Source organism: Nitrosopumilus ureiphilus, assembly GCF_013407185.1.
GTDB lineage: Archaea > Thermoproteota > Nitrososphaeria > Nitrososphaerales > Nitrosopumilaceae > Nitrosopumilus > Nitrosopumilus ureiphilus.
In genome coordinates, this window is record NZ_CP026995.1 from 1,433,052 (window position 1) to 1,458,624 (window position 25,573).

Genomic DNA, 25,573 nt, shown 5'->3' on the forward strand with positions numbered 1-25,573 from the left:
TGTGTTTAATTTTGGCCCCAAAAGCCTAGTTTTTATTTTCTATTCAATGTTCTATTCTCAAGTACATAATTTACACATTCTTTAATATTCCAACTATGAACACCAAACGGATAACCGACTTCCAATATACCGTATGTTTCTTTAGTGATATTTTCATCAAACAAATTAGAATATTTTTGAAGATGCTCACTTCAAGTGAGGGAGGATAGTGGGATTCTTCAATTTTTAGAGGAAAGTCAAGATTTTCTGAAACATCTTCTTTTGTTAGTTTTATTCCGCGATAGTATAGATATTTTTTCAGCAAAGAGAACCAGTGCTTTATTGTTTGGGGCATATTGTCTCTTTCAGAATTCCAGTTTATCCAGGACTGTAAAGTATCCCACAATGTTTCTTCGTCAACTATCTTAAGGTCAGGTATGATGTCTTTTTGCCGGAATTTTTCCTCAGAAAATATCTCCCAATTATTCAGAACGATCTTGTAGGATAATTGCGTGCCTTTGGCCTTTCGTGAGATCTTATCCATAAAAGTAACCCCTAGATCTCTCTTTTCTGGTTAGTAATAAGAGGAATTTACAATAATATGTTAAAAAGTAAACTATTAGGTTTGCAGATTAGACTAACTGGGTTGCAAAATGTTAGCAGTTTAGGCAGAATTGATAGGAAATCATAAGAAAGTCATGAAAAACTCTGAAACAGGATTAAAGTAGCAGATGCATCCTAATTGTGTTTACTAAGTTATAGACCACGTATTAAATTCAGATAATTTTGTATAGGATTATCCCATATCGATTTGCCTAAATTATTTTGGAAAAATACTAACTGGTTAACAGTTGGTATCAAATGTTACTGCAGAAATCTAGGTATTTTTTTACCATATGTGAAATTGAAATTCTTCCTGGTCCTGCTACAGTTATTGATAACACTCCTGCCAACATGACCAAGTCCCATTTCCACCCACCTTCGGATATGAAGAACCCGTTTTCCCATCTAATATGGAAAATGGCACCTAGTAGAATTATTGAGAAGATCGATGCTGCAACTCCTGGTCAGAACGCCCGTGATGAGGACTGTGCCGCCAATAAATTCAGCAAGGGCTATTGGTAGTCGCATTCCTGGTGGAAGACCAAGATTTTCTGATTGAATCCTATTTTACATAATAGTAAGATTATCAAGAATTACTTTGTACAATATTATGAAAAGATTCTTTTTTCTGGTTCAACTCCACATATATTCACCGGCCATTTTGGAAATAAAATGTAGATAGGCGTAAAAACAAATTTTTGAACTTTTATTTATTTTTCAGGTTTAGAAGACTTTGATTTATGAACAATTCGTATATGCCGCTGTAAATTACCCTCTCCTGCTAGATGTAGTTTACAATGAGGACATTGTATTCTATCAGCCATTATTCATAAATTCACTTTCTACGAAATTCATAAACAAGATAAAAAGTTATTCCCAAATATTGAAACTAAATTACACTAACAGTGCCTTTCATCCAAGGATGTAATGTACAAAAGTAGTCAAACTCGCCTGATTTTTCAAATGTTTTACTCCAGATACTTCCTGCTTGAATAAATTCTGAATCAAATGATTTCTCAACATCAGTTACAGTATGTGCAACAAAGTCATCATTAGTCCATGTAACTGTACTTCCAGAATTAACTTGTATTGCCAAAGGACTGTAAGACTCTACAACATCTGGATTCCATGAATCTTTAACAATAGATACTTGATTGGTTAAAACTTTTGCAACATCAATAGTTGTGGTTTCCCCTAAATTCTCATAAGAGATTAGTTGTGGTTGCTCCAAAGACATTATCAAATCTTCTTGCCATTTTATCATCGAGTTACTTCCCTTGTTGTTACTAGGAGTTTGAATGTCTAATAGTGAAGAATCATCTTCAAGTACTTCAATTATTGCCATAGAACCACGTTCTTCTTGAATGCCATGAACATGAAATAGATATTTTCCAGGTTCGTCCCATTTTGCTTCAATTATTGCAGTATCTCCATTTCCAACAAGATGAGTTTGTGCAAAGTATGGCTCATTCCATAAAATTCCTGATGGATACACTTTGAAAACAGTACTGTGTACGTGAAATGGTGATTGTAATACTCCACCAACTCCTGCTACATAAAATCGGGCCAGTTCTCCCTTTACAACTTTGATTGGATTATCCATGTATTGATTGGCATATCCGTTAATCATATAATATTCTGTAAAGTATTCTAATGCGTTATTTGGATCAAACTCACTTAGAGTAAAGAAATACTCTCGTGCTGGCTCCATTGGACGAATGGCAGAATCGATAATCATAGCTCCGAACATTCCCATTCGTACATGCTCTGATGTTGGAAATGCATGGCAATGATACATGAATAGTCCTGATTCTTTTGCAACAAAGCGATATGTGTATTCTTCACCAGGCATTATCTGTGGAAATACACCGTCATTTTCTGAATCATGTGTTCCATGAAAATGAATAGTGTGAGCGTATGGCGTTTCATTTACAAATTTTACTGTGACATCATCACCTTCAGTAAATCGAAGTGCTGGTGCAGGAACTGTCCCATTATACGTCCATACAGTTGCTCTTACTCCTGGAGAGACTTCGATTTCTGCATCTTGGGCAATTAACGTGTAAGATAATGTCTGAGGATTTTGATTTTTAAATTTTGGATAAACATCTGTTGATTCAGCATCACTGGTTTGAATAGGAGGGGATTCAATGAATGCAACAAATGCAACACTAAATCCAATAATTACGCCAACTACAATATACAAAATATTCATTTGTTTCATAAAGATAATGTGACATTTTTTTCTACATGTAATAAATCAATAAAGATGATATCATGATTGAATATCAAGATTGAATATCAAGAGCAAAAATGAACATACAGATCCTAATCATTACAATCCAAGACTCGAAAATTTTTCAAGAACAAATCATAATTTTAGATAATTTCTCATAATCCTCCTAACGATTGTGAGTTAATTTCATAAAATAATCTACATCATTGAATATTTTAATTACCGATCAAAAAGTAGTAATTCATTATATCTGTAAATTAATGAATTCACAGTATTTTCCCATCTTCTAGTCCAAATTCTAGAAATTTAGACTAATTACGTTGCAAATTGTTTACAAAATTTGTTTTCGCATATAAAGAGAAATCAAAAGTAGGACAAAGGATATACTCAGACAGAAAAATATCAATCGAGTCGCTCTTTGAGATAGTCAAGAATGTATTTCATATCAGGATATCGCCTGTAAGAGGATTTGAAAATGAAGATCATTTGTGCTGGTTTGTGTATTGGTGTATCAATTAATGGTGTATTACAATTGTGTGAAGGGGGTATGGAAAATCCAAGAATTGTAAAGCGTATGCTGTACAATTAAATTTAGTCAGTTTTTTTGAAATGAATTATGCCCAACCCTCAATTACTTGGGTTTGGGTTTACGTTGACAAAATATTTCATGATATGACTAACAGAATTATAGGAGGTTCATAAAGTGTTCTGCAGACTTTGTTGTACCAAATAGAAAAATACGGGTTAGAGGACTAGACAATAATGGTAAATCCACTTGATGCAATACTTGAAGCGTTGCAGAACATGCAGGATGCAATAGATGAAATAAAGGTGAGAAAAAACATCACACCAGAAAAAGAAACGCTTCAAGATTATGACAAGATCATAAAACATCTTGAGGATTCTATAGCAGATATGATTAATGCTGTTGTAATATTTCAGAAGTATGGTAAAGCTTTGTGAATGACTCTATTGTCCCAAAATAATTACAATTTTTGCACCGGTAAAATGCAGTTCCGCTTGAATGTGTTGCAATTGCCTCAGGCTCGTTCTTTGAGCAGTCCGGTTTGAAATAGTCGTGTTTACTTGCCATGTTTATTATGTACAAAATTTGTATTTAATCTTGTTCGTGAACTACCACTTGCTAAAGCATCGTGGCTTCTTCCTGCTTCATCGAGCCTCAAAGTTGCTTTCGCAGACGTTTGCGGTTGTGGCTCTCCCAACCCTGTGTCGGGTTGATCTTATAGTTTTCTTGTAGTAATGAAAGATTGAAAACATGCAGTAGACAACAGTGTGAAAAAAAAGTAAACGTGTTAGGAGTGAAATCTGCAATTTTTATCAAAAATAGTTATTTATCGAAATGACTAAAGATCGTCTTTTTTCTCAGAACCTAGATCATCTAACAAATCAGAATATTTCTCAATGAGTTCATTTGTTATTTTTTCATCACTTTGATTCATGTATCTGGATTCTTTTTGTAATATAAAAAATGATCTTTGTTACGACTGAATGATCTAGACTTGTACGTTGATCTTGAATTTCATATAATAAATTTCTAATTTCAGGCTCATCTTTTTTCTCTATATTCAAATCAAATCCATTATCGTATAGAAATTTAGTTGATGAGATTATGCCTGTTCTCTTATTTCCATCCAAAAAGGGTTGAACCCATGAAACTATAGCCATAAGATAGGAAGCTTTTCGGATTAAATCCTCTAATTTCATATGGCTTTTATCATATTCTTCGACCATTGGAATAATCTCATCAATTTCAGGTCGTCTAATGCCTAATGGTTGAGGAGTTTCTTTTGGATGAAGTTTATTCCATCTTTCTACAAGTAATTTGTTAATATCAATCAGGTATTGTGTATCAACCAATTCTTTTGAGTATAATCAAAAATTACTAAAGGTTTGTTTTTGCATCAAATTAAAAGAAATTCTCTAATCTTACTAAGTGAGCAATATGCCAAACACACTTTCTATGATACCAATTTTCATATCTAAATCGAGATTCATCAAACTGTAATTGTACTGGATTTTCAGTAATTTTATCACCAATGAGAATTCAGATGTTTTAAAAAAATTGATATGCCTTGATTAAGTCAGAATATCCAAGCATCTCACGTTTAGCATTTAATTTTCGAAGAGATTTTGCAATAGAAGATGGAATATTGAGGGGGATATGCAATAGTGTCATATGAAAAGATCAAACGTATTTCTATGCCATTGGAAGGAGGTTGCATACTGTTTGTAAGCGTAGATGCACATGAAAAGGTAGATATGAAATACATTATGGAACTAGTTGATTATACTTTGCATAAATTAGTGCCACTTTTTCCTGTTGCAGAAGAAGAATAAGGATACAAGTATTTTTCTTAATTTATATTATTTTTTAGCCAAAATTCTCTATTAGAAATTATATTCAGTTATAGATCACATATTTACCAATAATATTACTGCAGCACACACACCCATTAATGCATACATGTATTTTCTGTATTTGAGATTACTTGTTCGCATAGTATTATGTAAGGCAAAAATGTATTTAAGAATTAATAAAAACTCAGATCAGATGTATTTTACATCCATCTTCTTTATATCGTTTTCATATGAAAATAATTTAAAACAATATTTAGAGCAAAAATCTTCAAATGGTTTTTTGGGTTTTATGTCATGTTAAAATGCAAAAATTGTGGTAAAGAATTTTAGAACAGAGTAGGCGATTTTTGTTCAAAGGAATGTGTTATTGAAGATATAGAATTAAGAAAATATAATCAGAAAAGCATTCAAAGATGAAATTTTGAGTAAGATTTTGGGTCAAATGATTGATTTTCTCTGGGAATTTCATGCCCAACATAAATACGAAAAATGCGTAATGAATACATGAACAAAACACTAGTCATAATGGGAGTAGATTCTATGATCATAGGAATAGGGTTTGGAGTAGCAGAATTGATTAGTCCTTCAGTAAGTGATACTTTTCTGGCAAGTGCATTAATTTGGACAATTGGTGCAATTGCTACAGTTTTGGGATTGACTTTGTTTGAGAAAGAAGGTATCTGTTTGAGATAAGACAGATTACTTTACAACCAGCGTAGAAACTTTAGATTTGTGTACTACATAATTTGAGACACTTCCCAAAAACATTTCTTTAACACCGCTAAGATCCCTAGAACCAATCACTATCAAGTCTATTGCGTTTTTCTTTTGATTAGCAAAATTAGTTATGAGTTTTCCAGGATGTCCCTTTAGAATTTTTGTTTGAACATCTACACCATTTTTTTTTATACTTTCTTTTAATTTTGCAAGATTTTCTTTTGCTTCTTTATACATTGTTTCTTGTGCTACTTTCATATCACGATATGATAAAGGTGAAAATGGTAATACGTAAAGAGCAACTACATCTGCATCATTTCGTTTTGCAATATTGATTGCTTCTGTTAAGACATAGTTTGATCTTTTTGATCCATCCAATGGTACTAGAATTTTTTTATAATTTGCCATTTTATCTTAATTCCTCCGTTGTAAGTTGTGGAGTTTTGCCCAAGATCATATTTCGAACCTTTACCATCTTTCTTGCTAACATAAATCCTGCACCAGACATGCTGCTACCTATGATAACATGTAGTATGCTAGAATCTTGTTGCGGTGCCACTAACATTACATATGCAAATCCACCAATCATTAACATAATACCAAAAGATGCAAACACTGCCATCATTACTGGGACTCTTGAAGGAACTGGGGGCAACAAAGCAGCTTCTGATGTTGAATCAGTAAAATCAAGATCTTTACAAACGTGGCAACATCTATGTCGTTGTTTGTTATGCCAAGTTGTAGTAAAGAAAAAGAATTCCTGGTGGCACGAATCGCATTTTCTTTTTGGAAGTGTAATCTTTCCATGATCATCAAAGTCTTGACCTATTTTTTCCATGCAATCTTTACAAAAGTATCCATGAATACGCCATTGTTTTTGGAAGTTGTATTTTTTCCATCCCAGTGTTGCATTGCAACCAGTACAGGAAGTCATTTCTTGTAGCCTCCTGATGTTTCTGTAACTGCTTTTTTACCACCAAATACTTGGGCAATTCCTTTTCTTGCCTCAATGATTGGCAAGCATATGATGAAGAATGATGCAACGCTTACCCAAACTATGGATATTCCAACCCAGAGACTATAAGACAATGTATCAAAGACATGTCCTGATACAATCAATGGTATTGGCCATGCGACAATTAGTATCAATGTCATGATACCGCCACCTTTTAGACTAAACTTGAATGCCTTCTTTAGAGTCTCCTCATCTTCGGTAACTTGGGCAGATTCTGCTTCACTTAATTCGACAAGAGTGATTTTCCTTTTGAGATCATTCCAGTCAAAGGTAGTCTTTGTAGCAAGACTTCCAATTATTGTGATTATGCCACCAGTCAAAATTCCTGCGATGTTTCCAAATAGCATAGAGTAGTTGTGACCAAGGCTTGCAAGAGATATTTCTCCACCAAAGTCGGGTAAGGATGCAGCTACTGATACCCATGTAGTTACTGCAACCATTAGACCGATAACTGCACCAGATGTGGCAGCAACTCTGTTTGTTCTTCTCCAAAGTATTGTCAGTGCAATTGGGATTACTGCTGCGCCAATAATGATACCCATTGCTAGATAGACAAAGCCTAAACTTAATCCCATGTGCAATAGTATTACGGCCAAGCCACCCATACCAAGTCCAAAGCCTACAATTGTCATCCTAGATACTTTGACTAGCTGTTTTCCTGAGGCATTTGGATTCTTGTACGTCCGGTAAATATCATAAGTAATCAGCGATGAGACAGCAATTAGTTCTGCAGATCCTGCAGAAGTCACTGCCATGAATAACATTGTAAGTACCATAATTGCTCCGACTTCACCCATTAGTGCAGTTGCAGCAGCTGGAACTACTAATCCTAATTGAACTTGTGCAGGAGTCAAGTCAACATCAAGCGCTACCGCCGTCAGACCCATTGTAGTAGCTAATGTAAATGGAATTGCAAACCAACATGCACCACCAAGTAAGAAGCCTTTGACAGTAGATGATGGCTTTGCTGCAATGGCTCTCTGCCAGTATGCCTGATCAACAAAGACAGTTCCAAAGTTTCCAACTATATTGATTATACCAAACATCAATCCACCAACAGATGCCATCGTCAAGAATGCACCTGCTGCGTTTCCTTCAACTGGAGTCAGCTTTGCAGCTTCTACTAGTTTATTGTACATGCCTTCAACACCACCAGTAATGTCAGTGTTGATGTATACTGCTGCAACAAAAGTCAAGATTACAGCAAATATGATTATAGTATGCATATAGTCTGCAACAAAAGTTGCTTTTAATCCTCCAACTAGAGTGTAAATCATAACACCGATAGGAATCAAGAATGCAGCTAGCGAAATATCCATTCCAGTCAAGCCATTGACAACTGCAGAACCTCCAAGTAGAAGCATGGCAGTTACAATCATGTTAGTCATTAATGCAAATACTAGGAAGACTTTGTGAGAACCTTCACCAAATCTTGCACGAATGATTTCTAGGAAAGTATGTGCATTTGGTGCTTTACGTTTTAATTCAATAGCTAAAATTCCAAACAATAAAACTTGGATTGATGCTCCTGCTGCATACCAAAATGGACCACTAATTCCGTACTGATATGCTACTGTTGAGGATTGGAGTAATGTTGCAGCCCAAGTCCAAGCAGAAACAATAGCAGCAGCAGTAAGACCAGTTTTGATGGTTCGTCCTGCAGTGTTAAACATCTCAGAGGTCTGGTTAACACCGAGATATTTTTCTTCAATTTTTACCTCAACTGAAATGATGACAGCAAATACTGCACCTAAACCAACAACAACAGCCCAACCAATCCACTCAGGTAAAGCTTCACCTATTGCAAATCCTTCTGAAATGGCACCTGCTGCAAAAACAGTTTGTGGAGATCCGGCAAGGAATATTACAGTAACAAAAAATGCAGTAAATACGAAGGGTAAAGATTTTGCCTTGTCCACGGAAATGATTCTTTTGGGATTTACTTATCGATTAAACAAACATTGTTCTTTATGTACTCAATTGTAAGTTGGAGAATTTCAAGTGATAAAATAAAATTCTAGTCGACGTCGGCATCAGTCAAAATTAAGATGAAAAAAATAAAGTTTGAAAAGTTTTAAAACAAGTTGTAGAGTCGTGCCATTGAAACTTTGTCTGCAGGATCTGTAGTTGCAAGTTTTCCGTCAACTCTTACTTCATAGGTTTCAGGATTAACCTCAATGTCCGGAGTTAGATCATTGTACAGCATGTCTTTTTTTCCAATAGAACGACAGTTTTTCACGGGAACTAGTTTCTTTTGAGATTTAATTTGAGATTCAATTCCGGTATCTAATGCTAGTTGGGATGTAAAAGTAACAGAGGTAGATTGTATTGTTTTACCAAGTGCTCCAAACATAGGACGATATAGTACTGGTTCAGTTGTAGGAATAGAAGCATTAGGATCACCCATTAGAGAATATGCAATAAAGCCACCTTTGATGATCATCTTTGGTTTGACTCCAAAGAATTGAGGAGACCAAATTACAATATCAGCTAATCTTCCAGGCTGAATTGAGCCAACATAATCAGAGATCCCATGAGTTATGGCAGGATTTATTGTGATTTTAGCCAGATATCGCTTTACTCTAAAATTGTCATTTCTGACATTATCTTCAGGGAGCCTACCAGTCATCTTTTTCATCTTATCAGCTGTCTGCCAGTTTCTAGTTGTGACTTCTCCTACTCGCCCCATGGCTTGACTGTCTGAAGACATCATACTCAATACACCCATGTCATGCAGTACGTCCTCTGCTGCAATTGTCTCACCTCGAATTCTAGACTCTGCAAAGGATACATCTTCAGGTACTGAAGAATTCAGGTGATGGCAGACCATCATCATATCAAGATGTTCTGCTAATGTGTTTACTGTGAAAGGTCTTGTAGGATTTGTAGATGATGGAAGTATGTTTTCTTCACCTGCAATTTTCATAATATCTGGAGCATGGCCACCCCCAGCTCCTTCAGTATGATAAGTATGGATTGTTCTTCCTGCAATTGCTTCAATTGTATCATCTACAAATCCACATTCGTTTAGGGTATCTGTATGGATTGCAACTTGAGTGTCAGTTTTGTCTGCAACACTCAAAGCAGAATTAATTGCCGCAGGAGTTGATCCCCAGTCTTCATGTAATTTTAGTCCACATGCTCCTGCCTCAATTTGTTCAAGTAATGCAGTTTCAAGAGAGTCGTTTCCTTTTGCAAGAAATCCAAAGTTAAGTGGTAACTCATCAACTGATTCAATCATTCTATGAATATTCCATTTTCCTGGAGTACATGTTGTTGCATTTGTACCATCGGCAGGACCGGTGCCACCACCAATCATTGTAGTAGTTCCATTACAGATTGCATGTATTGCTTGTTGAGGAGAAATAAAATGAATATGTGAATCAATTGTTCCAGGAGTACAAATTGTATGTTCGCCGGCAATTATCTCAGTGTTTGAGGAAATTATCATATCAATTCCATCCATGATGTTAGGGTTTCCAGCGTTTCCTACGCCAACAATTTTTCCATCTTTGATTCCAATGTCGGCTTTGATTATTCCTAAAAGAGGATCCATTACAATTGCATTAGTGATTACAAGATCAACGGATTCTGCTCTAGATACTCCACTTGCTTGCCCCAATCCATCACGTACACTTTTTCCTCCACCAAACACAGCCTCATCACCATACTTGATCAAGTCTTTTTCAATTTCTATAATCAAATCAGTATCAGCAAGACGAACTCTATCACCGATGGTAGGACCAAACAAATCAACGTAATTTTTTCTTGGAATGTTTAGAGTCATTGGATTATCCCCTTGAATCCATTTTCAGCAGCTTTCTTGAATGCCTCTTCTTGTTTTTCTTCGAGACTTCCATTTACCAATCCACTAAAACCATAAACAATTTTTTTTCCACCAAATTCTGTTAGTTCAATTTCTTTTGTTTCTCCTGGCTCAAATCTTACTGATGTTCCAGCAGGAATATTTAGATGGTATCCGTATGATTGTTTTCTTGGAAATTCAAGTGCTTTATTTACTTCAAAAAAGTGCGTGTGTGAGCCTACCTGAATTGGTCTATCTCCGGTATTTCTAACAGTAAGAGATGTTGTAGATTTTCCCACATTAGCAGTAATTGGCTCATCGGCTGCAAAGTATTCACCAGGAATCATATTTCTCACACAATAGGGTCATGAACTGTTACCAGTTTAGTTCCATCCTCAAAAGTTGCTTCTACTTGAATGGAATGAATTAGATCTGCAACGCCGGGCAGTACATCATCTTTTGATAGAACTTTTTTTCCAGAGCTCATAAGTTCTGGAACTGTTCTTCCATCTCTTGCTCCTTCCAAAATATGATCAGCAAGAATAGATACTGCTTCAGGATGATTGAGTTTCAGTCCTCTGCTTTTTCTTCTACGGGCAAGTTCTGCTGCAACAAAAACATTTAGTTTCTCTAATTCTCTAGGGGTAAGCATCATTGAATTGAATATGGTACTAGTGTATTTAATAATTAAAAATATTAAAAATATCTAACAAAGTATAACTTTATCAAAAAACAAAGTTATTTGTGTTAGAAGTTAATGCACCAGTAGGAAATATTTTTCTAGATGAAGGATTTGATGAGCTAAAAAAGGGGAATTTTGAAAGACTCAAGCTTTCACGAATGGAGTTAGAAAAAAGAATTTTGAGACGAAAGGGTGATCGTGGAACAGATATTGGTTTGAAGTTAGATCCAGGAGTAAAACTTCGTCATGGAGATGTAATTAATAATGGAGACATGAAAATTGTTGTAGAGCAATTACCTGAAAAAGTGATTTCCATTAGACTAAAAACCAAAAACATGGTTGATGTAATGGTGCTTTTAGGACATATTATTGGAAATAGGCACAGACCAATATCCATTCAAAGAGAAGAGATTTCATTTCCAATTCAAGCAGATGCAGAAAAGGAGGTATTTACAAAACTATTTCAGAGTATTATTAATGATATAGAAATGAGAGTAGAAGAGCAAGTATTTTCACCTAGTACAGGTGCTGATGTGCATGAACATTGATGAGATAGAACAAGATTTAGGAGTAATGCAGTTATCAGACTCATTTTTTCCTACAGGCATTTATGCCACATCAAATGGATTGGAGTTTCTTTTCACAGAAAAAAAGATTCGTGGAATGGCAGACCTGATTGAGATGATTAGAATCAACATTACTCAGCAAATAGGACCATCAGATTGTGTTGCACTTGGAAATGTATTTGATAGTGCAAACAAACATGATTTTGATAAAGTGATTGAGGCAGATAACATTGTTTTTGCTACAAAATCAATTAAAGAAATCAGAGATGCATCGGTTAGATCAGGTGTTCAGCTAGTCAAATGTGTGACAGGATTTGTTGCAGATGATAAAATTTTGGAGCAGTACCAAGATAGCATTATAGAAAATAAGGTACATGGAGTTTTTCCTGTTTCCTTTGCAATATGTTGTAATGCCTTGAAAATTAAAAAGGAGAAAAGCATGATGATGATGCTGTATGGTTTTACTGTAGGTATTGTAGGTGCAGCATTACGATTGGGATTAATTCAGCATTTTGAAGGACAAAAAATCATTCACAGCATCAAACCAGTTATCAGTCAAACAGTCAAGGAATTTTCAAATAAATCACTTTTGGAAATGTGGCAGTTTGCTCCTCAAGTAGACATTTCTCAGATGTCACATGAGAAGATGGATTCTAAAATGTTTATTACATAAAAATTGGATTTTTTATCATGGTTCACATTCCTAGAATTGGAATTGGAGGACCGGTGGGTTCAGGAAAAAGCATGCTTATTGAAAGATTGGTGCCAATGTTAGCAGAAAAGGGATACAGTGTAAGCATAATCTCAAACGATGTGATTTCAAAAGAAGATGCAGATAGAATGAGAATTAATTTGGCTACTAAAAGAGGATTGCTTCCTGAAAATTTAGTCATAGGTCTTGCAACAGGAGGATGTCCTCATACTGCAGTCAGAGAAGATCCATCCATGAATCTTTCAGTAATAGAAGAAATGGAATCAAAACATCCAGATCTTGATCTTATAATTATTGAAAGCGGTGGAGACAATATTACAACTACATTTAGCCCCATTCTTGCAGATTATTTTATTTACATAATTGATGTTGCAGGTGGAGACAAGTATCCACGAAAGGGAGGATTAGGAATTGAGAGTTGTGATCTTTTAGTAATTAACAAGATTGACTTGGCTAAAATGGTTGGAGCAGATCTTGAAGTTATGAGAAGAGATGCAAAAAAGATCAGAAATGAAAAACCCTTTGAATTTATCAATTGTAAAACGGATGAAGGAATAATGAAAGTAACAGAGTATGTTATTCATGATTTATTGCTAGACTCTCCACCAAAATCAGCAATTACACAAAAGGTGTGATTTTTGAATAAACTGGAATATTATACACCTGATGATATGCCAAAAGAAATTCAGGCATATGAGGCCAAAGTAGAACAATTAGGAGTTGGAAAATCAGGCAAAGTAGGAATTCTTGACTTGGAACTTCAAACAGATGATGAAGGCAAGACAGTTGTTACAAAGCAGTTTTCTCAAGTTCCATTACAAATTCAACGAGCGCTATATCCTGAAAACTCACTTCCTAAAATGGCATATCTTTATGTGATTTCACCATCAGGAGGTATTTTGCAAGGAGATAGATACAGAACAGATGTTGTATTAAAGAACAAGGCCGCTGCTCACATGACAACTCAAGGTGCCACTAGAATCTATAGTATGAACTCAAATTCTGCATCACAAATTCTAAACATTACAGTTGATGAGAATTGTTATTTTGAATATATTCCTGATCAAATTATTCCATACAAAAACTCTAGATATTATCAAAAAGTAAATCTTAATGTTCACAACAATTCAACTTTAGTTTATTCAGAAATTTTAACTCCAGGAAGAGTTGCCATGGGAGAGTCTTTTGAATATGATATTTGTTATCTTAGGACACACTGTAAAGACCAAGACAAAAAAACTAGATTTTTAGAAAATACAAAGATTGAACCAAAAAAGCAAAGATTGAGAAATTTTGGAATATTAGGAGAGTATGAAATAGTTGGAACAGTTTACATCTTGACTAGAAAAGATAATGTGCATGAGCTAGAAAATAATCTCAACGAATACATCAAAAATTCAGATGGGGTATCTGTTGGAACATCTATTCTTTCAGACGAATCAGGAATAATAATTAGAGTTTTAGGAAATAAGACAAATAGTGTATTTGATGTGATTTTCAAAATATTAGAAATTAGCAGGAAAAAAATTCTGGGGGCAGAATTTAGTAAAATAAGAAAAAGTTAGAATCACTGCAAATTATTCAGTATTCCAATCTCAAATAGGATGCTTGCTCCTATGATAAAGCTGATTGTAGCTGTTCCATATCTAAAAAATTGATTAATAATAGATACCCTGTCAGTTAGCAAAATAGGTAGTCCGATCAAACTGCTAACTACAATCATACCAATAATGGAGCCTAGACCAAATAGAAGAATGAAGGTCAAAGCCATCTCCATATTATCAAGAGTTGTGGCAGCCAAAGCAACCAGACTCCCACTCCCTGCAAGTCCATGAATCAGACCAATCAGATATGATTTGTGTTCATGTTTATGATCATCATCATTGTGCTCATGAGCGTCAAAATGGAGATTCCCATCAGAATGTTGATGTGGATGTCTGTGGTGAATCTTGAATTTTCTTTTCCAGATAGTGGTAATTCCTAAAAATATCAGCATTGCCCCTACCAATAATTCAAGATCAGAAAAAATCTCAGCATGGATGTTAATTGTAAAGAAATATGCAAGAAATCCAATTGCTACAAGTGTCGTAGTATGTCCTGCACCCCAAAAAATTCCTACGAGAGATGATTTTGTAAATACAGTTTTTAGTTTATTTTTTATTCCATTTTTAGACTTTCTTTTGAATAATTGTGTTCCAACTGCTGCTATATGATCAGGCTCAAATGCATGTTCGATTCCAACCATCAACCCCAATCCCATAATTAGTGCAGGGGTAAAATCACCAATGGAGGAAATTATTTCTTCAAACAATTCTAAACATCATATTGAAAACCAATAATGAATAATTAAGAATTTTAAAAGTAATTTCTAGGAAAAATCAAAATTAATTTTTTTGTTTTTTTTCTCTATCAAGCCATTCAGGAATTATTATTGCTCGGATAAATTCTTGTGTAGTAATGCCTCTTTTTGATGCTAATCTCCTAATTTTTTGATATACAGAATCATCTATTGTCATGAAAAATTTTGTTGTTTTTTTAGTATACATCACAAAGATAATGAGAGAATGGATTTAAAATATTAGTTAATAGAAAAAAATAGTAATAAATATCAAGACAACTATTTTTAGATTTATAGTCGACGTCGACTAGACTTAAAAAATAATCCAATTACAACAATTTGTAAATTATATTTAAGATGTAAAACATTGTTCAAACATAACTAACAAGCATTTATTTTCATTTCAATGACATATGACAAAGTCAAAATCGGTTTTCTCATGACGATACTTTCTGTTTCTTTAGCATCTATTGTACTCACTCAATCTTTTGCAGAAGAAAGTAATATCAGTCAAGAACAAGAACGTAAAAACGCAATTGAACAACAAACTAGTTTGTTTTCAAATAATCCAATATTTGGAGAAAAAATTGCTATAGAAGGATATGATAGATTAGTTTCAAAAGTAGATCCGGGCATAGGACATGAAAATCATCAGTTAGCAGTGATAATTCCAATTAGCGATAAAGAATATACTGGAATGTTATACTATTCTGCATCTGAACCTGTTCAGCTTGTATCACTTAGAGGCCCACTAGAATCTGGAGAAGAGAAAGGGAAATTCATTTGGACAACAGACGGCAGCGTAAACTACGAAATTACTCTAGTCAATGAATATTCAACCTCTGGCGAATGGAATTTTGTCGGAAATGCTCTTGCTGTACACACGTTCAAAAATACACCATTTGTAGTAGACTATAAAGTAGATTATGAAGAAACAAACGGATCAGCATATCTTCCATCCAACAGTCTAAATGATGTTAACATCATGACAGAGTTCAATTTTGATTCAGGTACTGTAAAAATTGACAGTTTTGATGTATTCAAACAAGTAAGTGGATTCGGTAAGGTTCAACCTGTTGTCAACTTGCAAGGAATTGTAGGGATTGACAAAAGCATCCTATACAGAGCTGCAGATTCTGAATTTAATGTAGGAACAGGCCCATATGGATTAGAACATCAATTCTCAGAATTTGGAATGTCAATATATCTAGAACAAGGAGATATCCCAATCAGAAAGATGATCTACAGGGAATGTGACATTACAAACTACTCAATAGATACTCTAAATGATAAAGACTACAGTTACAACAGAGCCTCTGTTTTTGTACTTGTAGATAATTTTGAGATCACTTGTGCTGGAATGCAACCATATCATTATGACTATCAAAAATACATTGACGAATATGGAGTGGATGCAGTCATGAAAATGAGCAAAATGAAGATGAGTCCAAAAACATACAAAGACTATGGCATAGATTAATGAATTAATCTAGGTCCGACTTTTTTTTATTAAATCACTTTACAAGATAAAATGCTATTTTTCATATTCTTATAATATACATAATGATTCAGATTAAATTTCATATTCAAAGTAACAATTTTACAAAGACAAAAAAAATTCAATTTTGTAAAAATAGTGAAAAAAATCTTGATACATTATACGGAATTGCCAAAGAAACTATTGAGAGAAAAGAGAAAAGTGATTTGGAACAACTAATGATGGTGTGTTGTTTTCACATGGTTAAAGAGATTAGAGAAAATACAATTGTTGGCGGCATTCAAGATAAATTGTTAGAAGAATGGTCTAAGCATCAAAGTACTGTTCAAATCCTCAAAGAGATCAGGAACATATCCATAGAGGCTAAAATAGATAATATTCCAAAAAAAAGTCTAGACTTTTCATTCAAACACAAAGATTTTGTGCCTAACCTAACAGAACTATCGGCTTTGAGGTAAGCTTAAGTAATTTTTGAGTAACATGACCCAAGTCTGAAGTAGATTTTCCCATCCCCTTTTTGCCCATAATTATCATATCTACTTTGAGATTGTCAGCAAGTTCTGCAATTTTTTTAGCAGGATCTCCCAATTTAACAATACGTTTGTAGTCATTGATCTGTTTTGGTACGACAACACTTCTAAGAATCAATTTGCCCTCTTCTTGAATCTGAGATACTAATTCTTCGTCGATATTTTCTTCATTTTCATCAGTCCACTCTATTACATGTAGCAAATAGATCCTCACTTTGGCAGCTCCCCTGAAAAGATAGCTTGCGTGGTAAAGTGCCTTCAATGATCGTGCAGAACCGTCTATTGGTACTAGAATTTTCATCACAGGAGAATAATCTCCGGGTGAAGGAGAATAGTCAGATTGCCTCATCACATCTGAATCCATTGTTGCTTTGTGAAAAATTTCACTGATGCTTTTTCTTGCCTCAATTAGCGGCAAAAAGATTATGATTCCTGCCGCTCCAAATGCCCAAACTAGTGCAAGCCAAATCCAAAGATGAAATGATTGCTCATCAAAAACAAATTTAGTCAGATAAAAAGACGCAGGCCAAACAATTACAAGAAAAACAGATATTGAAAATCCAGCTCTTTTACAGAATTTCAAAGAGCGTTGAAGGAGTTCTTCATCAGTATCATGCTTTAACATAGAGCGAATCTTATCATCTACAACAAGGATTTTTTGTTTCATTATATGAAAATCAAAGTTTTCAGATTTTATCATACTTCCAATGAGTGTGATTCCCAAGCTGATAGTAATTGAAACAACATTTCCAATTAGAAGAGGAATAAGATTTCCTGTTGAAGAAAGAGTGATTTCGCCAAACATTGAATTTGCAGACCAGAGCCATGATAAAACACCGCATACAAGTCCAATAATGGCAGCAGAGGTTGCAGCATATTTGTTGGTCTTTTTCCACAAAATTGCAAAGGAGATTGGAGCTACTGCAGAGCCTATCAGAACTCCCATCATAAGATAGACATACTGTAAACTAAATCCAGAATGGAACAGCAATGATGCTAACAATCCCATACCTATTCCAAACCCAAGAATTGTAAATCGGGAAATTCGTATCAATTCACGACCTGATGAGGAGGGTTTTAGATACGTACGAAATACATCATAGGTAACAAGAGATGAAACGCTGACTAGTTGTGATGATCCAGCAGCAGTTACTGCTGTAAAGATGATTGTGAGAAGAAGTATGGCACCAAAATCTCCCATCAGATTTGATGCAGCAGTTGGTGCAACCAGCCCCAATCCAATCTCGTTTTCTGTCAAAGTTACTCCAGTAGCTATTGCAGCCAGGCCAAGTGTAGTAGCAAGAGTAAACGGAATTGCAAACCAGGTCAAACCTCCCAAGATAAATCCTCCAGTTGCAGCCTTGGGTCTTGAAGCAATTGCTCTTTGCCAATAAGATTGATCAACAAAGACAGTTCCAAAGTTTCCTACAATGTTGATGATACCAAATATCAGAGCACCCACAGACGCTAGTGTCAAATATGTTCCAAATGCATTTCCTTCAACGGGATTTAGGATAGATGCTTGAGTTAATTTTTCATACATTCCAGAAATTCCACCAATTTCAGGAGTGGCAAAATAGATGACAGTAACAAAGACTAGCACTACAACAAAAATTAAAGTAGCATTAAGATATTCTGCAAAAAATGTTGCTTTTAGACCACCAAAAATTGTATAAAGAATTATTCCGATAGGAATTAGAAATGCAGCTAGTGTAGTATCTACTCCAGTAAGAGAATTGATTACTGCTGCTCCACCTAACACAAGCATAGCAGTTACAATGGTATTTGTCATCAGTGCAAAAAATAAGAAAACTTTGTGAGAATGTTTTCCAAATCTAACATAGATCATTTCAGGAAAAGTGTGAGTCATTGGTGCCTTTCTTTTTAGTTCAAGTGCAAGAATTGCAAACAAGATTACCTGAATGCTGGCACCTGCTGCATACCAAAAAGAACCACCTAATCCAAATGCATAGGTCACAGTAGATGATTGCAAAAGAGTTGCAGCCCATGTCCATGCAGAGACAATAGATGATGCAATTAGTCCAGTTTTGATGGTTCGTCCTGCAGTGTAAAACCATTCAGATGTCTTTCTAGTGCCAAGCCATTTTGTTTCAGCCTTTACCATTAGTGTGACGGATAATGCCATAATCAGCCCAACTCCGATTAATACGATATATCCTATGTTCTCAGATAGAACAACACCCACGTAAAAAAGATCTAAAAACAGGTATTAAAATAGAATTAGCATAGCAAGATGGATTCTAGCCTGGAACAAAAGAATAGGTAAATTTGTTAAATAGATGATTTGGAAATAATTATCATTGATAGACAAGGTTGATGAGCTAATAATTTCAGCACTTTCCCAAAATTCAAAACAAGAAGTATTTGAGATTTGGGATTTTTTAAAGGGATTTAATTATAATTTAACAGAGGAAGAAATTGAATCTAGAATATCAAAACTTGAGGAAGAAGGAATTATCAAAGGATATACAATAACTGTAGATGTAAAGAAAATTCCACATAGAGTCATTCGTGTAGATCTTGTTACATTTAGAACATCACAAGCACTTCCCAAAAGACTAGAAGGATTGAAAAAATATCTCAATGATGCGCCATTTGTTTTATTTTCAGGCAGAACACGTGGAGGATACGATTGGATTACAGTCAAATCATTCTTGTCAAATGAGATGGCAGATGAAGAAAACGATATTTATCGAAATTTGTTTGGAGACATTATTCAGACATATGAGGTCTATGATTTTGTTCCACAGACAGAAGCATCAATTTATGCACTTACATATACTGAAGATGAATACAAGAAGTTTCTCAAAGAATGGGCACCTCCATTTATTGGGTCATAAGAAAAATAGGACAAAACTATTGCAAATGTTTCTTTTTGAAGTGGATGGTTTCATCTATCATTGAATGAGTTTTCAATCTTAGACCCATCAAAAATTTAATCATCTCTACTCTTTGTTTTGGATTAATACCATGTGCATCTTCTATAAGGTCATCAATTCTTGAGAGTGTTATTTTTAGAGACAAATTAGTTTTCTTTATCAAATTAAGCGACTTTGAATTTTTGTTGGGTATTGGTTTGTATAGATCAGATTCAGATTTGATCTTCTTTTTCATTACCCTGATTTGTTTTACTGTTAGTTTGTTGTTGACTATTTCATCTACAAATTCACTTTTCAGTGAAGAATCAACACTAGTTAGTTCCAATGCCTGACTTACGCTCAAATTACTGCAAACTAGCTTTTCTCGAACATCTTCAGGGAGTTTTAAGAGCTGCATTCTATGAGATACGTACTCTTCGCTTTTTCCAATTTTTTGGCCAAGGTCACTTATTCCACCCCAGCCATATTCATTCACATATTTTTGATATGCTTCAGCTTCTTCTATAGGATCCATAGATTTTCTTTGAATATTCTCGGTTAGCTGAATTTCATATGCCTGTTTATCAGATAAATCTCTGATTTTACTTGGGATAAATCTCCAACGCATTGATTTACATGCTGTAAATCTTCGATGCCCTGCAACAATCTCAAACCCATGATCAAGGGGCCGGATAACAATAGGTTGCAATAGTCCATGTTCCTTTATGCTAGATTTTAGGTTTGTAAGTTCGGGGGAATTTAAGGGAAGTTTGTATCTAACTGGGAAATTAGATGGCCTAATCATTCGAATTTCAATAGGTTCTACTATAGAATTGTCAATTATTTCCATTCACAAACACTCCCATGCCATGTTATTGAAAGAGACATAGTATTTAGCCTTTAATAGAAATTTTATGTGAAAAATTGAATGGTTTTTGATTATTTTAAAATATTTGATGAAATTTGAAAATAATTTTGAAAAAATTATGTGTCGCTTCAAGTTAGGAGGGGATAATTTGATTTAATTTACAATTAGAACTGGTTTTTTTTGTTTTATGAAGAACATAATTTGAAACACTTGCACCGGATACAACAAATTTCCTGCTAGAACAGAATGACATCAAAGTAAAACAATTTTGGAACGATGCCTTTTTGATGAAATTTTTCCTCAGAAAATCCCCCAATTATTCAAAACAGTCTTGTGGGAGGATTGCGTGCCTTTTGGCCTTTCGTGAGATCTCATCTATAAACCCCTAGATCTCTCTTTTCTGATTAGCAATGAAAGGAATTTGCAATAATATGTTAAAAAGTAAACTATTGAGTTTGCATATTAGACTATACTAAACATCATAGACGCAATTTTGGAGAAAATATAATAGAAGTTTTCTATAAGGCTCAGTATGGAAACTAAAAACATTGGCTTGCGAGGAATCGAGGTTGCAGATACTAGAATATCAAACATTGATGGAGAAAAAGGCAAGCTGATTTATCGGGGATTTGACATACTAGATCTTACAAAAAACTCTACGTTTGAAGAAACAGCATATTTACTACTATACGATAACTTACCAACCAAGAGCCAACTGGATGAATTTAATGCAAAATTAATTGATGCCAGATACATTCCAAAACAAATGCAAAAAAACATGGGAAACTGGAGAAAAGATGCAGACCCCATGGATATGCTGCAGGCATTTGTATCTGCACTTGCAGGATACTATGACGAGGAGTTTTCAAACAAGGAGGCCAGTTATGAGAAAGCAATCAATCTCATTGCAAAAGTTCCAACCATCGTTGCAAGTTGGCAAAGAATTAGAAATGGATTGGAAATTGTGGATCCTGATTCATCACTTAGTCATGCTGCAAATTTTCTATACATGATGACAGGCGAAAAGCCAGATCCCGAAGTTGAAAAAATATTTGATGTGTGTTTAATTCTTCATGCCGACCATACTTTTAATGCATCAACATTTACTGCAAGGCAAGTAGCATCAACTAGGGCTCACATGTATTCAGCAGCTAGCGCTGCAATTGGAGCATTAAGTGGAGAATTGCACGGAGGAGCCAATACTGAAGTTATGAAGATGTTGCTAGAAATTGGAGAAGTGGGAAAAGTTGAATCATGTATTAAAGAAAAGATGAACAATAATGAAAGAATAATGGGAATGGGGCATGCAGTTTACAAAACATATGATCCAAGAGCCCAAGTTCTAAAAGAGCTATCTAGAAAATTAGCAGAAAAAACTAAAGATCCCTGGTTTGAGATTACAGAAAAGATCGAAATGGTAACGATTTCTGAGATGAAATCACAAAAAGGCAGAGACATTTATCCAAATGTGGATTTGTACAGTGCATCAATTTACTATATGTTGAAAATCCCAATGGATCTTAATACACCAATATTTGCAATTTCAAGGGTTGCAGGATGGGCAGCCCACATCATTGAGGAGAAATTTGCAGAAGCTGCACCAAAGCCTGCATTGTACAGACCAAAAGCAGTCTATGTTGGAAAATACTGTGGTCCTCAAGGCTGCGAATACAAAACACTTGACTTGAGAAAATAGTCCTAGTTTCTTGTGCTAAGCCACTCTTTTGCTTTAGAGTTTACATCATGTTTGTACAACACTTCAAAGACCATATCATAAAATGTAATTCCTTTTTTATGAGCCTGATCATCGAGCCATTTTATTCCATCAGCTAATTCGGGATCATATTCTGAGAATTCAACTAATTCATCGACCATCTTTGAGAAAAAGGCGTGAGATTCAAGCATATGTTCACCTTTAAATCTTTGATCATAAGTGACGGATTCAAAATATATAGACAAAAGAGTCACTTTATTTTTAAATACGTTTAACAATTTTAAAATTTCAAAAATTTATCCGTGAATACAAGCACAAGACACATTACACCAAAGTAATTTACTGACAAATCTCCCACTGAAATTGATCTTAAATCAAATTCATAATTATTATTCATGGACGAATCCATTCCTTTTGAGGTAAAATACAAGGGAAAGACTGCAATACTGACAGTATCAAAAGATGCCGTGGAATGCAAAATTGGCAATGCCATAGCATTCTCAATTAATACAAGATCAATTAGAATAGTAGACATTCCAAAAAGGCAGAATCTGTTGCTGAACTGGCAGCAAGAAGGAAAATCAATCAAGTCAATTTCCGTATTTTCAAAACATGTCAGCAAAATCAAAGATGCGATAGTTTTGGCCCACAATCAGGCAATTGTCTAATTTTTAACAAGTTTCCAAAATAATCAGATATAACTAAGGATTGGATATTTGAATTGATAACTATTGTCCCTCAAAAAAGACAGTGATGAAGAATTTACTACAAAGGTTTTCACAAATGATGATTATTCCTTAAAATTACTTGGTGAACTTTTGGGTAATCAGGTAAGTAGAAATATTATTAGATTATTGATTGAAAAAGAAATGTATGCCAACGAGATTGCAAACAATCTGGGCATTCAGTTCAATCTGATATCACACCATCTCAAAAAAATGGGGGATCTGGGCCTCTTGTCTGTGAACAAAAAGAGAATCGTCAAAAAAGGCACACTTCACAAACATTACAAAATGGTGCCAGGAATATTTGTTCTGCCAAATCATACAAAAGACAAAATGGAAGAAAAAGGATTTTTGAAGAAAATTTTCAAAGATTCGATAAAATTTACTGTAATTGGAATTGCAACATTAGTTTCCTGGGTTGTACAAATTTCTTATCTTAGTGAAGACAAATGGAGTGGAGCATATACTGATTCAGATACAACATTAACAGTTCCACTAATTATAGTAATTATTGGTTTATCTATAATCTATTTTAGAAAAAAAAGAAAGGGTGTTAGGAACACCTAGACTTTATCTCAGACACATCAAATGTTACATCATGTGGTGAATTTACAAAAGTTCCACTCATGAGATCTGTTCCAGTCACCGTTCCATCACTACATAGATTAGGTACTTGTGCTTCTCCTGTCCAAAACCACCAAGAAGTGCTTGTTGGTTTTTGATAATGAGCACTATTGACTACCGGATCTGCTGCAAAATCTGAATGCCAGTTTGGAGTAGCACCTTGTTGATTTTCAAACCAAACACTTGTTTGGATATCATCATTTGTCATCAAAGAACTACTTGAAACGCTTATGACTTTTGTAAATGCACTTGCAACATCATCTACGTTATCAATCCAGATAGTCCATTCGTCATTTGCATCATCAATATAGATTCTGAACTTTAATTCATCACCTGTTGAAAATGCTAATGAAATGAATTGTGGTGCACACCCTTCAAAAGTATCTGTCCATCCTAAACTTACATTAGATTCGTCAAATTGCATTCCTGCCTGTGCCCAATAATCTGTAGGAGCACTGGCAACAGTACAAACATTAAATGGATTTGATCCAATCTTTTTCTGCATTCAAGACCAAGGCAGTAAAGCCTGTTCCTGTTGTATGACTGTAGTTTGGAATATCTGCTCTCATTTGTAAACCGTTTACATCTTGTGTAGATTTATCAAAATGATCAATTGCCATTCCTTTTGTGTGCGTCCATTGTACAGTTTTGTATTTGAAGGTATCAATTATGCTTCCATGATCAAATAAAACATTAACAATGTTTTCTTTGTTGTCTGCATAGAACGCTAATTCAACATTCCAACCATCAACGATTCCTACATGATGGAAGTTTTTGAATTCATAATTATCTCCTAAAAGTACTTTAACTTCTGGATTTTGGATTGCTTTTTGTTGGAAACCAATTAACTCAGTATCTGTGAGTTTATCTGGCATTGAACCTCTTGGAGCTTCAGAAATATCTAATATTTCTATATCTGATTGAACTCTGTTTTTTCTGCTTTCATCTACTTGTTCAGGAAGATCATGAGATGGAACAGCAAAGACTTCATCAGAATACATTACTCCTGTGATTAAACCAGTTGAAATTATGGTCACAACTAGAAGCAGTGTTGTTGTTTTTGTTGTCATTAAAAATAACATAAAACAAATAGATAATAAAAAAATCTCTAATTCAAATTGATACTAATTCAAATTGATACTAATTCAAATTGATACTAATTCAAATTGATACTAATTCAAATTGATACTAATTCAAATTGATACTAATTCAAATTGATACTAATTCAAATTAGGATATTATGTAAATAATATTATAAGTCTATAATAGGGCATTATCCTATAACACAAATTCAAACAGTTTTCCAGACTCGGAGATTATCTGAACAGTACTTCCAGATCCTGTGACATCTAGCAGAACAATTTTGTTTAATGAAATGACATCAATTGGATTCAGACTTTGATCAGTTAAGGTGTATGATGCTGCAATGCCATCAATTAATACCACATCAACACCTATTTCATAAATTCCAACATTCATCAAGTCCAGTGACAGAGATCCTGGTTCCTGCTTCATCGATATCAGATGCAGTATCTGGCCGTTTTGTGTCTGCTGTATCTCCATAAATTCTGCAATGCTGACAGAGTTTGAAGTTATCTCTTCCCAAGATCCAATGATTATCGGTACAATTACTGCAGTCACTAGTCCAAACAACAGCAATGCTGCAATTATCTGGTTCATACAGAAAATATGTGAATATAAAA

At 34.5% G+C, this 25,573-nt stretch carries 31 protein-coding genes; 13 read left to right on the plus strand and 18 right to left on the minus strand.

Annotation, left to right across the window (positions count from 1 at the left end; genetic code table 11):
- Positions 1 to 70 precede the first annotated feature (70 nt).
- Together C5F50_RS08475 and C5F50_RS08485 are read right to left on the minus strand one after the other, a co-directional pair.
- Positions 71 to 523 carry a hypothetical protein gene (locus C5F50_RS08475; protein WP_179370926.1) on the minus strand — a complete coding sequence of 151 codons (453 nt, stop codon included), beginning with the start codon at positions 521 to 523 and terminating at the stop codon, positions 71 to 73.
- A gap of 948 nt (positions 524 to 1,471) precedes the next feature.
- Positions 1,472 to 2,806, minus strand: coding sequence for a multicopper oxidase domain-containing protein (locus C5F50_RS08485; RefSeq protein ID WP_179370928.1), 1,335 nt, complete (start codon positions 2,804 to 2,806; stop codon positions 1,472 to 1,474).
- Positions 2,807 to 3,580: 774 nt separating this feature from the next.
- Between C5F50_RS08485 and C5F50_RS08490 the strand changes: the two genes are divergently transcribed.
- Positions 3,581 to 3,781 carry a hypothetical protein gene (locus C5F50_RS08490; RefSeq protein ID WP_179370929.1) on the plus strand — a complete coding sequence of 67 codons (201 nt, stop codon included), beginning with the start codon at positions 3,581 to 3,583 and terminating at the stop codon, positions 3,779 to 3,781.
- A 119-nt stretch (positions 3,782 to 3,900) separates the two neighbouring features.
- On the opposite strand, the gene C5F50_RS08495 is transcribed toward C5F50_RS08490, so the two are convergent.
- Both C5F50_RS08495 and C5F50_RS08500 read right to left on the minus strand, forming a co-directional pair.
- The gene (locus tag C5F50_RS08495) at positions 3,901 to 4,041 is read right to left on the minus strand and encodes a hypothetical protein (RefSeq protein ID WP_179370930.1); all 141 of its coding nucleotides are present in this window, start codon (positions 4,039 to 4,041) and stop codon (positions 3,901 to 3,903) included.
- A gap of 223 nt (positions 4,042 to 4,264) precedes the next feature.
- Positions 4,265 to 4,696: a Fic family protein gene (locus C5F50_RS08500; RefSeq protein WP_179370931.1), complete on the minus strand. Its 432-nt coding sequence runs from the start codon at positions 4,694 to 4,696 to the stop codon at positions 4,265 to 4,267.
- Positions 4,697 to 5,008: 312 nt separating this feature from the next.
- Between C5F50_RS08500 and C5F50_RS08505 the strand changes: the two genes are divergently transcribed.
- Positions 5,009 to 5,176, plus strand: coding sequence for a hypothetical protein (locus C5F50_RS08505; protein WP_179370932.1), 168 nt, complete (start codon positions 5,009 to 5,011; stop codon positions 5,174 to 5,176).
- A 525-nt stretch (positions 5,177 to 5,701) separates the two neighbouring features.
- Entirely contained in the window at positions 5,702 to 5,890 is a 189-nt protein-coding gene (locus C5F50_RS08510; RefSeq protein WP_179370933.1) for a hypothetical protein, read from the plus strand.
- Between the two features lie 6 nt (positions 5,891 to 5,896).
- Here the strand turns inward: C5F50_RS08510 and C5F50_RS08515 are convergent, their stop codons facing one another.
- The 6 genes from C5F50_RS08515 to C5F50_RS08540 form a co-directional block, all read right to left on the minus strand.
- Positions 5,897 to 6,322, minus strand: a complete 426-nt coding sequence (locus tag C5F50_RS08515) for a universal stress protein (protein ID WP_179370934.1) — start codon at positions 6,320 to 6,322, stop codon at positions 5,897 to 5,899.
- Position 6,323: 1 nt separating this feature from the next.
- Entirely contained in the window at positions 6,324 to 6,848 is a 525-nt protein-coding gene (locus tag C5F50_RS08520; RefSeq protein ID WP_246282016.1) for a hypothetical protein, read from the minus strand.
- On the minus strand, positions 6,845 to 8,848 hold the full coding sequence (locus tag C5F50_RS08525; RefSeq protein ID WP_179370935.1) for a sodium:solute symporter family protein: 2,004 nt from the start codon (positions 8,846 to 8,848) through the stop codon (positions 6,845 to 6,847). The genes C5F50_RS08520 and C5F50_RS08525 overlap by 4 nt, the downstream gene beginning before the upstream one ends.
- Positions 8,849 to 9,003: 155 nt before the next feature.
- A complete protein-coding gene (ureC, locus tag C5F50_RS08530; RefSeq protein ID WP_179370936.1) occupies positions 9,004 to 10,716 on the minus strand; it encodes an urease subunit alpha in 1,713 nt (570 codons plus the stop codon).
- On the minus strand, positions 10,713 to 11,081 hold the full coding sequence (locus C5F50_RS08535; RefSeq protein WP_179370937.1) for an urease subunit beta: 369 nt from the start codon (positions 11,079 to 11,081) through the stop codon (positions 10,713 to 10,715). Before C5F50_RS08535 ends, ureC begins: the two co-directional genes overlap by 4 nt.
- Before the next feature lie 5 nt (positions 11,082 to 11,086).
- Positions 11,087 to 11,389, minus strand: a complete 303-nt coding sequence (locus C5F50_RS08540) for an urease subunit gamma (RefSeq protein ID WP_179370938.1) — start codon at positions 11,387 to 11,389, stop codon at positions 11,087 to 11,089.
- Between the two features lie 89 nt (positions 11,390 to 11,478).
- Between C5F50_RS08540 and C5F50_RS08545 the strand changes: the two genes are divergently transcribed.
- Genes C5F50_RS08545 through C5F50_RS08560 form a run of 4 tightly spaced genes read left to right on the plus strand, consistent with a single transcriptional unit; the run spans position 11,479 to position 14,259 of the window.
- Positions 11,479 to 11,964: an urease accessory protein UreE gene (locus tag C5F50_RS08545; RefSeq protein WP_179370939.1), complete on the plus strand. Its 486-nt coding sequence runs from the start codon at positions 11,479 to 11,481 to the stop codon at positions 11,962 to 11,964.
- Complete coding sequence (locus C5F50_RS08550) at positions 11,954 to 12,655, plus strand: urease accessory protein UreF (RefSeq protein ID WP_179370940.1); 702 nt, start codon at positions 11,954 to 11,956, stop codon at positions 12,653 to 12,655. The genes C5F50_RS08545 and C5F50_RS08550 overlap by 11 nt, the downstream gene beginning before the upstream one ends.
- 17 nt (positions 12,656 to 12,672) lie before the next feature.
- Entirely contained in the window at positions 12,673 to 13,329 is a 657-nt protein-coding gene (gene ureG / locus C5F50_RS08555) for an urease accessory protein UreG (RefSeq protein ID WP_179370941.1), read from the plus strand.
- 3 nt (positions 13,330 to 13,332) lie between these two features.
- Positions 13,333 to 14,259, plus strand: a complete 927-nt coding sequence (locus tag C5F50_RS08560) for an urease accessory protein UreD (RefSeq protein WP_179370942.1) — start codon at positions 13,333 to 13,335, stop codon at positions 14,257 to 14,259.
- Positions 14,260 to 14,261: 2 nt separating this feature from the next.
- Here C5F50_RS08560 and C5F50_RS08565 read toward each other — a convergent pair whose 3' ends face one another.
- Together C5F50_RS08565 and C5F50_RS08570 are read right to left on the minus strand one after the other, a co-directional pair.
- Positions 14,262 to 15,005: an urease accessory protein UreH domain-containing protein gene (locus C5F50_RS08565; RefSeq protein ID WP_179370943.1), complete on the minus strand. Its 744-nt coding sequence runs from the start codon at positions 15,003 to 15,005 to the stop codon at positions 14,262 to 14,264.
- Between the two features lie 73 nt (positions 15,006 to 15,078).
- The gene (locus C5F50_RS08570) at positions 15,079 to 15,240 is read right to left on the minus strand and encodes a hypothetical protein (RefSeq protein ID WP_179370944.1); all 162 of its coding nucleotides are present in this window, start codon (positions 15,238 to 15,240) and stop codon (positions 15,079 to 15,081) included.
- Between the two features lie 231 nt (positions 15,241 to 15,471).
- On the opposite strand from C5F50_RS08570, the gene C5F50_RS08575 reads away from it, so the two are divergent.
- Both C5F50_RS08575 and C5F50_RS08580 read left to right on the plus strand, forming a co-directional pair.
- Positions 15,472 to 16,512 (plus strand): hypothetical protein, encoded by a 1,041-nt coding sequence (locus C5F50_RS08575; RefSeq protein ID WP_246282017.1) that lies wholly within the window; start codon positions 15,472 to 15,474, stop codon positions 16,510 to 16,512.
- An 83-nt stretch (positions 16,513 to 16,595) separates the two neighbouring features.
- A complete protein-coding gene (locus tag C5F50_RS08580) occupies positions 16,596 to 16,988 on the plus strand; it encodes a hypothetical protein (RefSeq protein ID WP_246282018.1) in 393 nt (130 codons plus the stop codon).
- Here the strand turns inward: C5F50_RS08580 and C5F50_RS08585 are convergent.
- The gene (locus C5F50_RS08585) at positions 16,957 to 19,266 is read right to left on the minus strand and encodes a sodium:solute symporter family transporter (protein ID WP_179370946.1); all 2,310 of its coding nucleotides are present in this window, start codon (positions 19,264 to 19,266) and stop codon (positions 16,957 to 16,959) included. The two genes, C5F50_RS08580 and C5F50_RS08585, sit on opposite strands and share 32 nt — an antisense overlap.
- A gap of 115 nt (positions 19,267 to 19,381) precedes the next feature.
- Between C5F50_RS08585 and C5F50_RS08590 the strand changes: the two genes are divergently transcribed.
- Positions 19,382 to 19,921 (plus strand): histidine kinase, encoded by a 540-nt coding sequence (locus tag C5F50_RS08590; RefSeq protein ID WP_179370947.1) that lies wholly within the window; start codon positions 19,382 to 19,384, stop codon positions 19,919 to 19,921.
- A 16-nt stretch (positions 19,922 to 19,937) separates the two neighbouring features.
- Here C5F50_RS08590 and C5F50_RS08595 read toward each other — a convergent pair whose 3' ends face one another.
- Positions 19,938 to 20,789 (minus strand): ParB/RepB/Spo0J family partition protein, encoded by an 852-nt coding sequence (locus C5F50_RS08595; protein ID WP_179370948.1) that lies wholly within the window; start codon positions 20,787 to 20,789, stop codon positions 19,938 to 19,940.
- 550 nt (positions 20,790 to 21,339) lie between these two features.
- On the opposite strand from C5F50_RS08595, the gene C5F50_RS08600 reads away from it, so the two are divergent.
- Entirely contained in the window at positions 21,340 to 22,503 is a 1,164-nt protein-coding gene (locus C5F50_RS08600) for a citrate synthase (protein WP_179370949.1), read from the plus strand.
- A 2-nt stretch (positions 22,504 to 22,505) separates the two neighbouring features.
- Here the strand turns inward: C5F50_RS08600 and C5F50_RS08605 are convergent, their stop codons facing one another.
- Positions 22,506 to 22,712, minus strand: a complete 207-nt coding sequence (locus C5F50_RS08605) for a hypothetical protein (RefSeq protein ID WP_179370950.1) — start codon at positions 22,710 to 22,712, stop codon at positions 22,506 to 22,508.
- A 204-nt stretch (positions 22,713 to 22,916) separates the two neighbouring features.
- On the opposite strand from C5F50_RS08605, the gene C5F50_RS08610 reads away from it, so the two are divergent.
- Together C5F50_RS08610 and C5F50_RS08615 are read left to right on the plus strand one after the other, a co-directional pair.
- Complete coding sequence (locus C5F50_RS08610) at positions 22,917 to 23,189, plus strand: hypothetical protein (RefSeq protein ID WP_179370951.1); 273 nt, start codon at positions 22,917 to 22,919, stop codon at positions 23,187 to 23,189.
- A gap of 63 nt (positions 23,190 to 23,252) precedes the next feature.
- A complete protein-coding gene (locus C5F50_RS08615; protein ID WP_179370952.1) occupies positions 23,253 to 23,813 on the plus strand; it encodes an ArsR/SmtB family transcription factor in 561 nt (186 codons plus the stop codon).
- Here C5F50_RS08615 and C5F50_RS08620 read toward each other — a convergent pair.
- The 3 genes from C5F50_RS08620 to C5F50_RS08630 form a co-directional block, all read right to left on the minus strand.
- Positions 23,800 to 24,375: a hypothetical protein gene (locus C5F50_RS08620; RefSeq protein ID WP_179370953.1), complete on the minus strand. Its 576-nt coding sequence runs from the start codon at positions 24,373 to 24,375 to the stop codon at positions 23,800 to 23,802. The genes C5F50_RS08615 and C5F50_RS08620 overlap by 14 nt on opposite strands.
- Positions 24,344 to 24,940 carry a hypothetical protein gene (locus tag C5F50_RS08625; RefSeq protein WP_179370954.1) on the minus strand — a complete coding sequence of 199 codons (597 nt, stop codon included), beginning with the start codon at positions 24,938 to 24,940 and terminating at the stop codon, positions 24,344 to 24,346. The genes C5F50_RS08620 and C5F50_RS08625 overlap by 32 nt, the downstream gene beginning before the upstream one ends.
- 208 nt (positions 24,941 to 25,148) lie before the next feature.
- Positions 25,149 to 25,550, minus strand: coding sequence for a hypothetical protein (locus C5F50_RS08630; protein ID WP_179370955.1), 402 nt, complete (start codon positions 25,548 to 25,550; stop codon positions 25,149 to 25,151).
- Between the last annotated feature and the right edge of the window lie 23 nt (positions 25,551 to 25,573).

Excerpts from the sequence above, each read along its gene's own strand:
- C5F50_RS08475 (WP_179370926.1), bottom strand. The coding sequence starts at position 523 with ATGGATAAGATCTCACGAAAGGCCAAAGGCACGCAATTATCCTACAAG.
- C5F50_RS08485 (WP_179370928.1), bottom strand. The coding sequence starts at position 2,806 with ATGAAACAAATGAATATTTTGTATATTGTAGTTGGCGTAATTATTGGA.
- C5F50_RS08490 (WP_179370929.1), top strand. The coding sequence starts at position 3,581 with ATGGTAAATCCACTTGATGCAATACTTGAAGCGTTGCAGAACATGCAG.
- C5F50_RS08510 (WP_179370933.1), top strand. The coding sequence starts at position 5,702 with ATGAACAAAACACTAGTCATAATGGGAGTAGATTCTATGATCATAGGA.
- C5F50_RS08515 (WP_179370934.1), bottom strand. The coding sequence starts at position 6,322 with ATGGCAAATTATAAAAAAATTCTAGTACCATTGGATGGATCAAAAAGA.
- C5F50_RS08520 (WP_246282016.1), bottom strand. The coding sequence starts at position 6,848 with ATGACTTCCTGTACTGGTTGCAATGCAACACTGGGATGGAAAAAATAC.
- ureC (WP_179370936.1), bottom strand. The coding sequence starts at position 10,716 with ATGACTCTAAACATTCCAAGAAAAAATTACGTTGATTTGTTTGGTCCT.
- C5F50_RS08535 (WP_179370937.1), bottom strand. The coding sequence starts at position 11,081 with ATGATTCCTGGTGAATACTTTGCAGCCGATGAGCCAATTACTGCTAAT.
- C5F50_RS08540 (WP_179370938.1), bottom strand. The coding sequence starts at position 11,389 with ATGATGCTTACCCCTAGAGAATTAGAGAAACTAAATGTTTTTGTTGCA.
- C5F50_RS08550 (WP_179370940.1), top strand. The coding sequence starts at position 11,954 with ATGAACATTGATGAGATAGAACAAGATTTAGGAGTAATGCAGTTATCA.
- ureG (WP_179370941.1), top strand. The coding sequence starts at position 12,673 with ATGGTTCACATTCCTAGAATTGGAATTGGAGGACCGGTGGGTTCAGGA.
- C5F50_RS08570 (WP_179370944.1), bottom strand. The coding sequence starts at position 15,240 with ATGTATACTAAAAAAACAACAAAATTTTTCATGACAATAGATGATTCT.
- C5F50_RS08575 (WP_246282017.1), top strand. The coding sequence starts at position 15,472 with ATGACGATACTTTCTGTTTCTTTAGCATCTATTGTACTCACTCAATCT.
- C5F50_RS08580 (WP_246282018.1), top strand. The coding sequence starts at position 16,596 with ATGATTCAGATTAAATTTCATATTCAAAGTAACAATTTTACAAAGACA.
- C5F50_RS08595 (WP_179370948.1), bottom strand. The coding sequence starts at position 20,789 with ATGGAAATAATTGACAATTCTATAGTAGAACCTATTGAAATTCGAATG.
- C5F50_RS08600 (WP_179370949.1), top strand. The coding sequence starts at position 21,340 with ATGGAAACTAAAAACATTGGCTTGCGAGGAATCGAGGTTGCAGATACT.
- C5F50_RS08605 (WP_179370950.1), bottom strand. The coding sequence starts at position 22,712 with ATGCTTGAATCTCACGCCTTTTTCTCAAAGATGGTCGATGAATTAGTT.
- C5F50_RS08610 (WP_179370951.1), top strand. The coding sequence starts at position 22,917 with ATGGACGAATCCATTCCTTTTGAGGTAAAATACAAGGGAAAGACTGCA.
- C5F50_RS08620 (WP_179370953.1), bottom strand. The coding sequence starts at position 24,375 with ATGCAGAAAAAGATTGGATCAAATCCATTTAATGTTTGTACTGTTGCC.
- C5F50_RS08625 (WP_179370954.1), bottom strand. The coding sequence starts at position 24,940 with ATGACAACAAAAACAACAACACTGCTTCTAGTTGTGACCATAATTTCA.
- C5F50_RS08630 (WP_179370955.1), bottom strand. The coding sequence starts at position 25,550 with ATGAACCAGATAATTGCAGCATTGCTGTTGTTTGGACTAGTGACTGCA.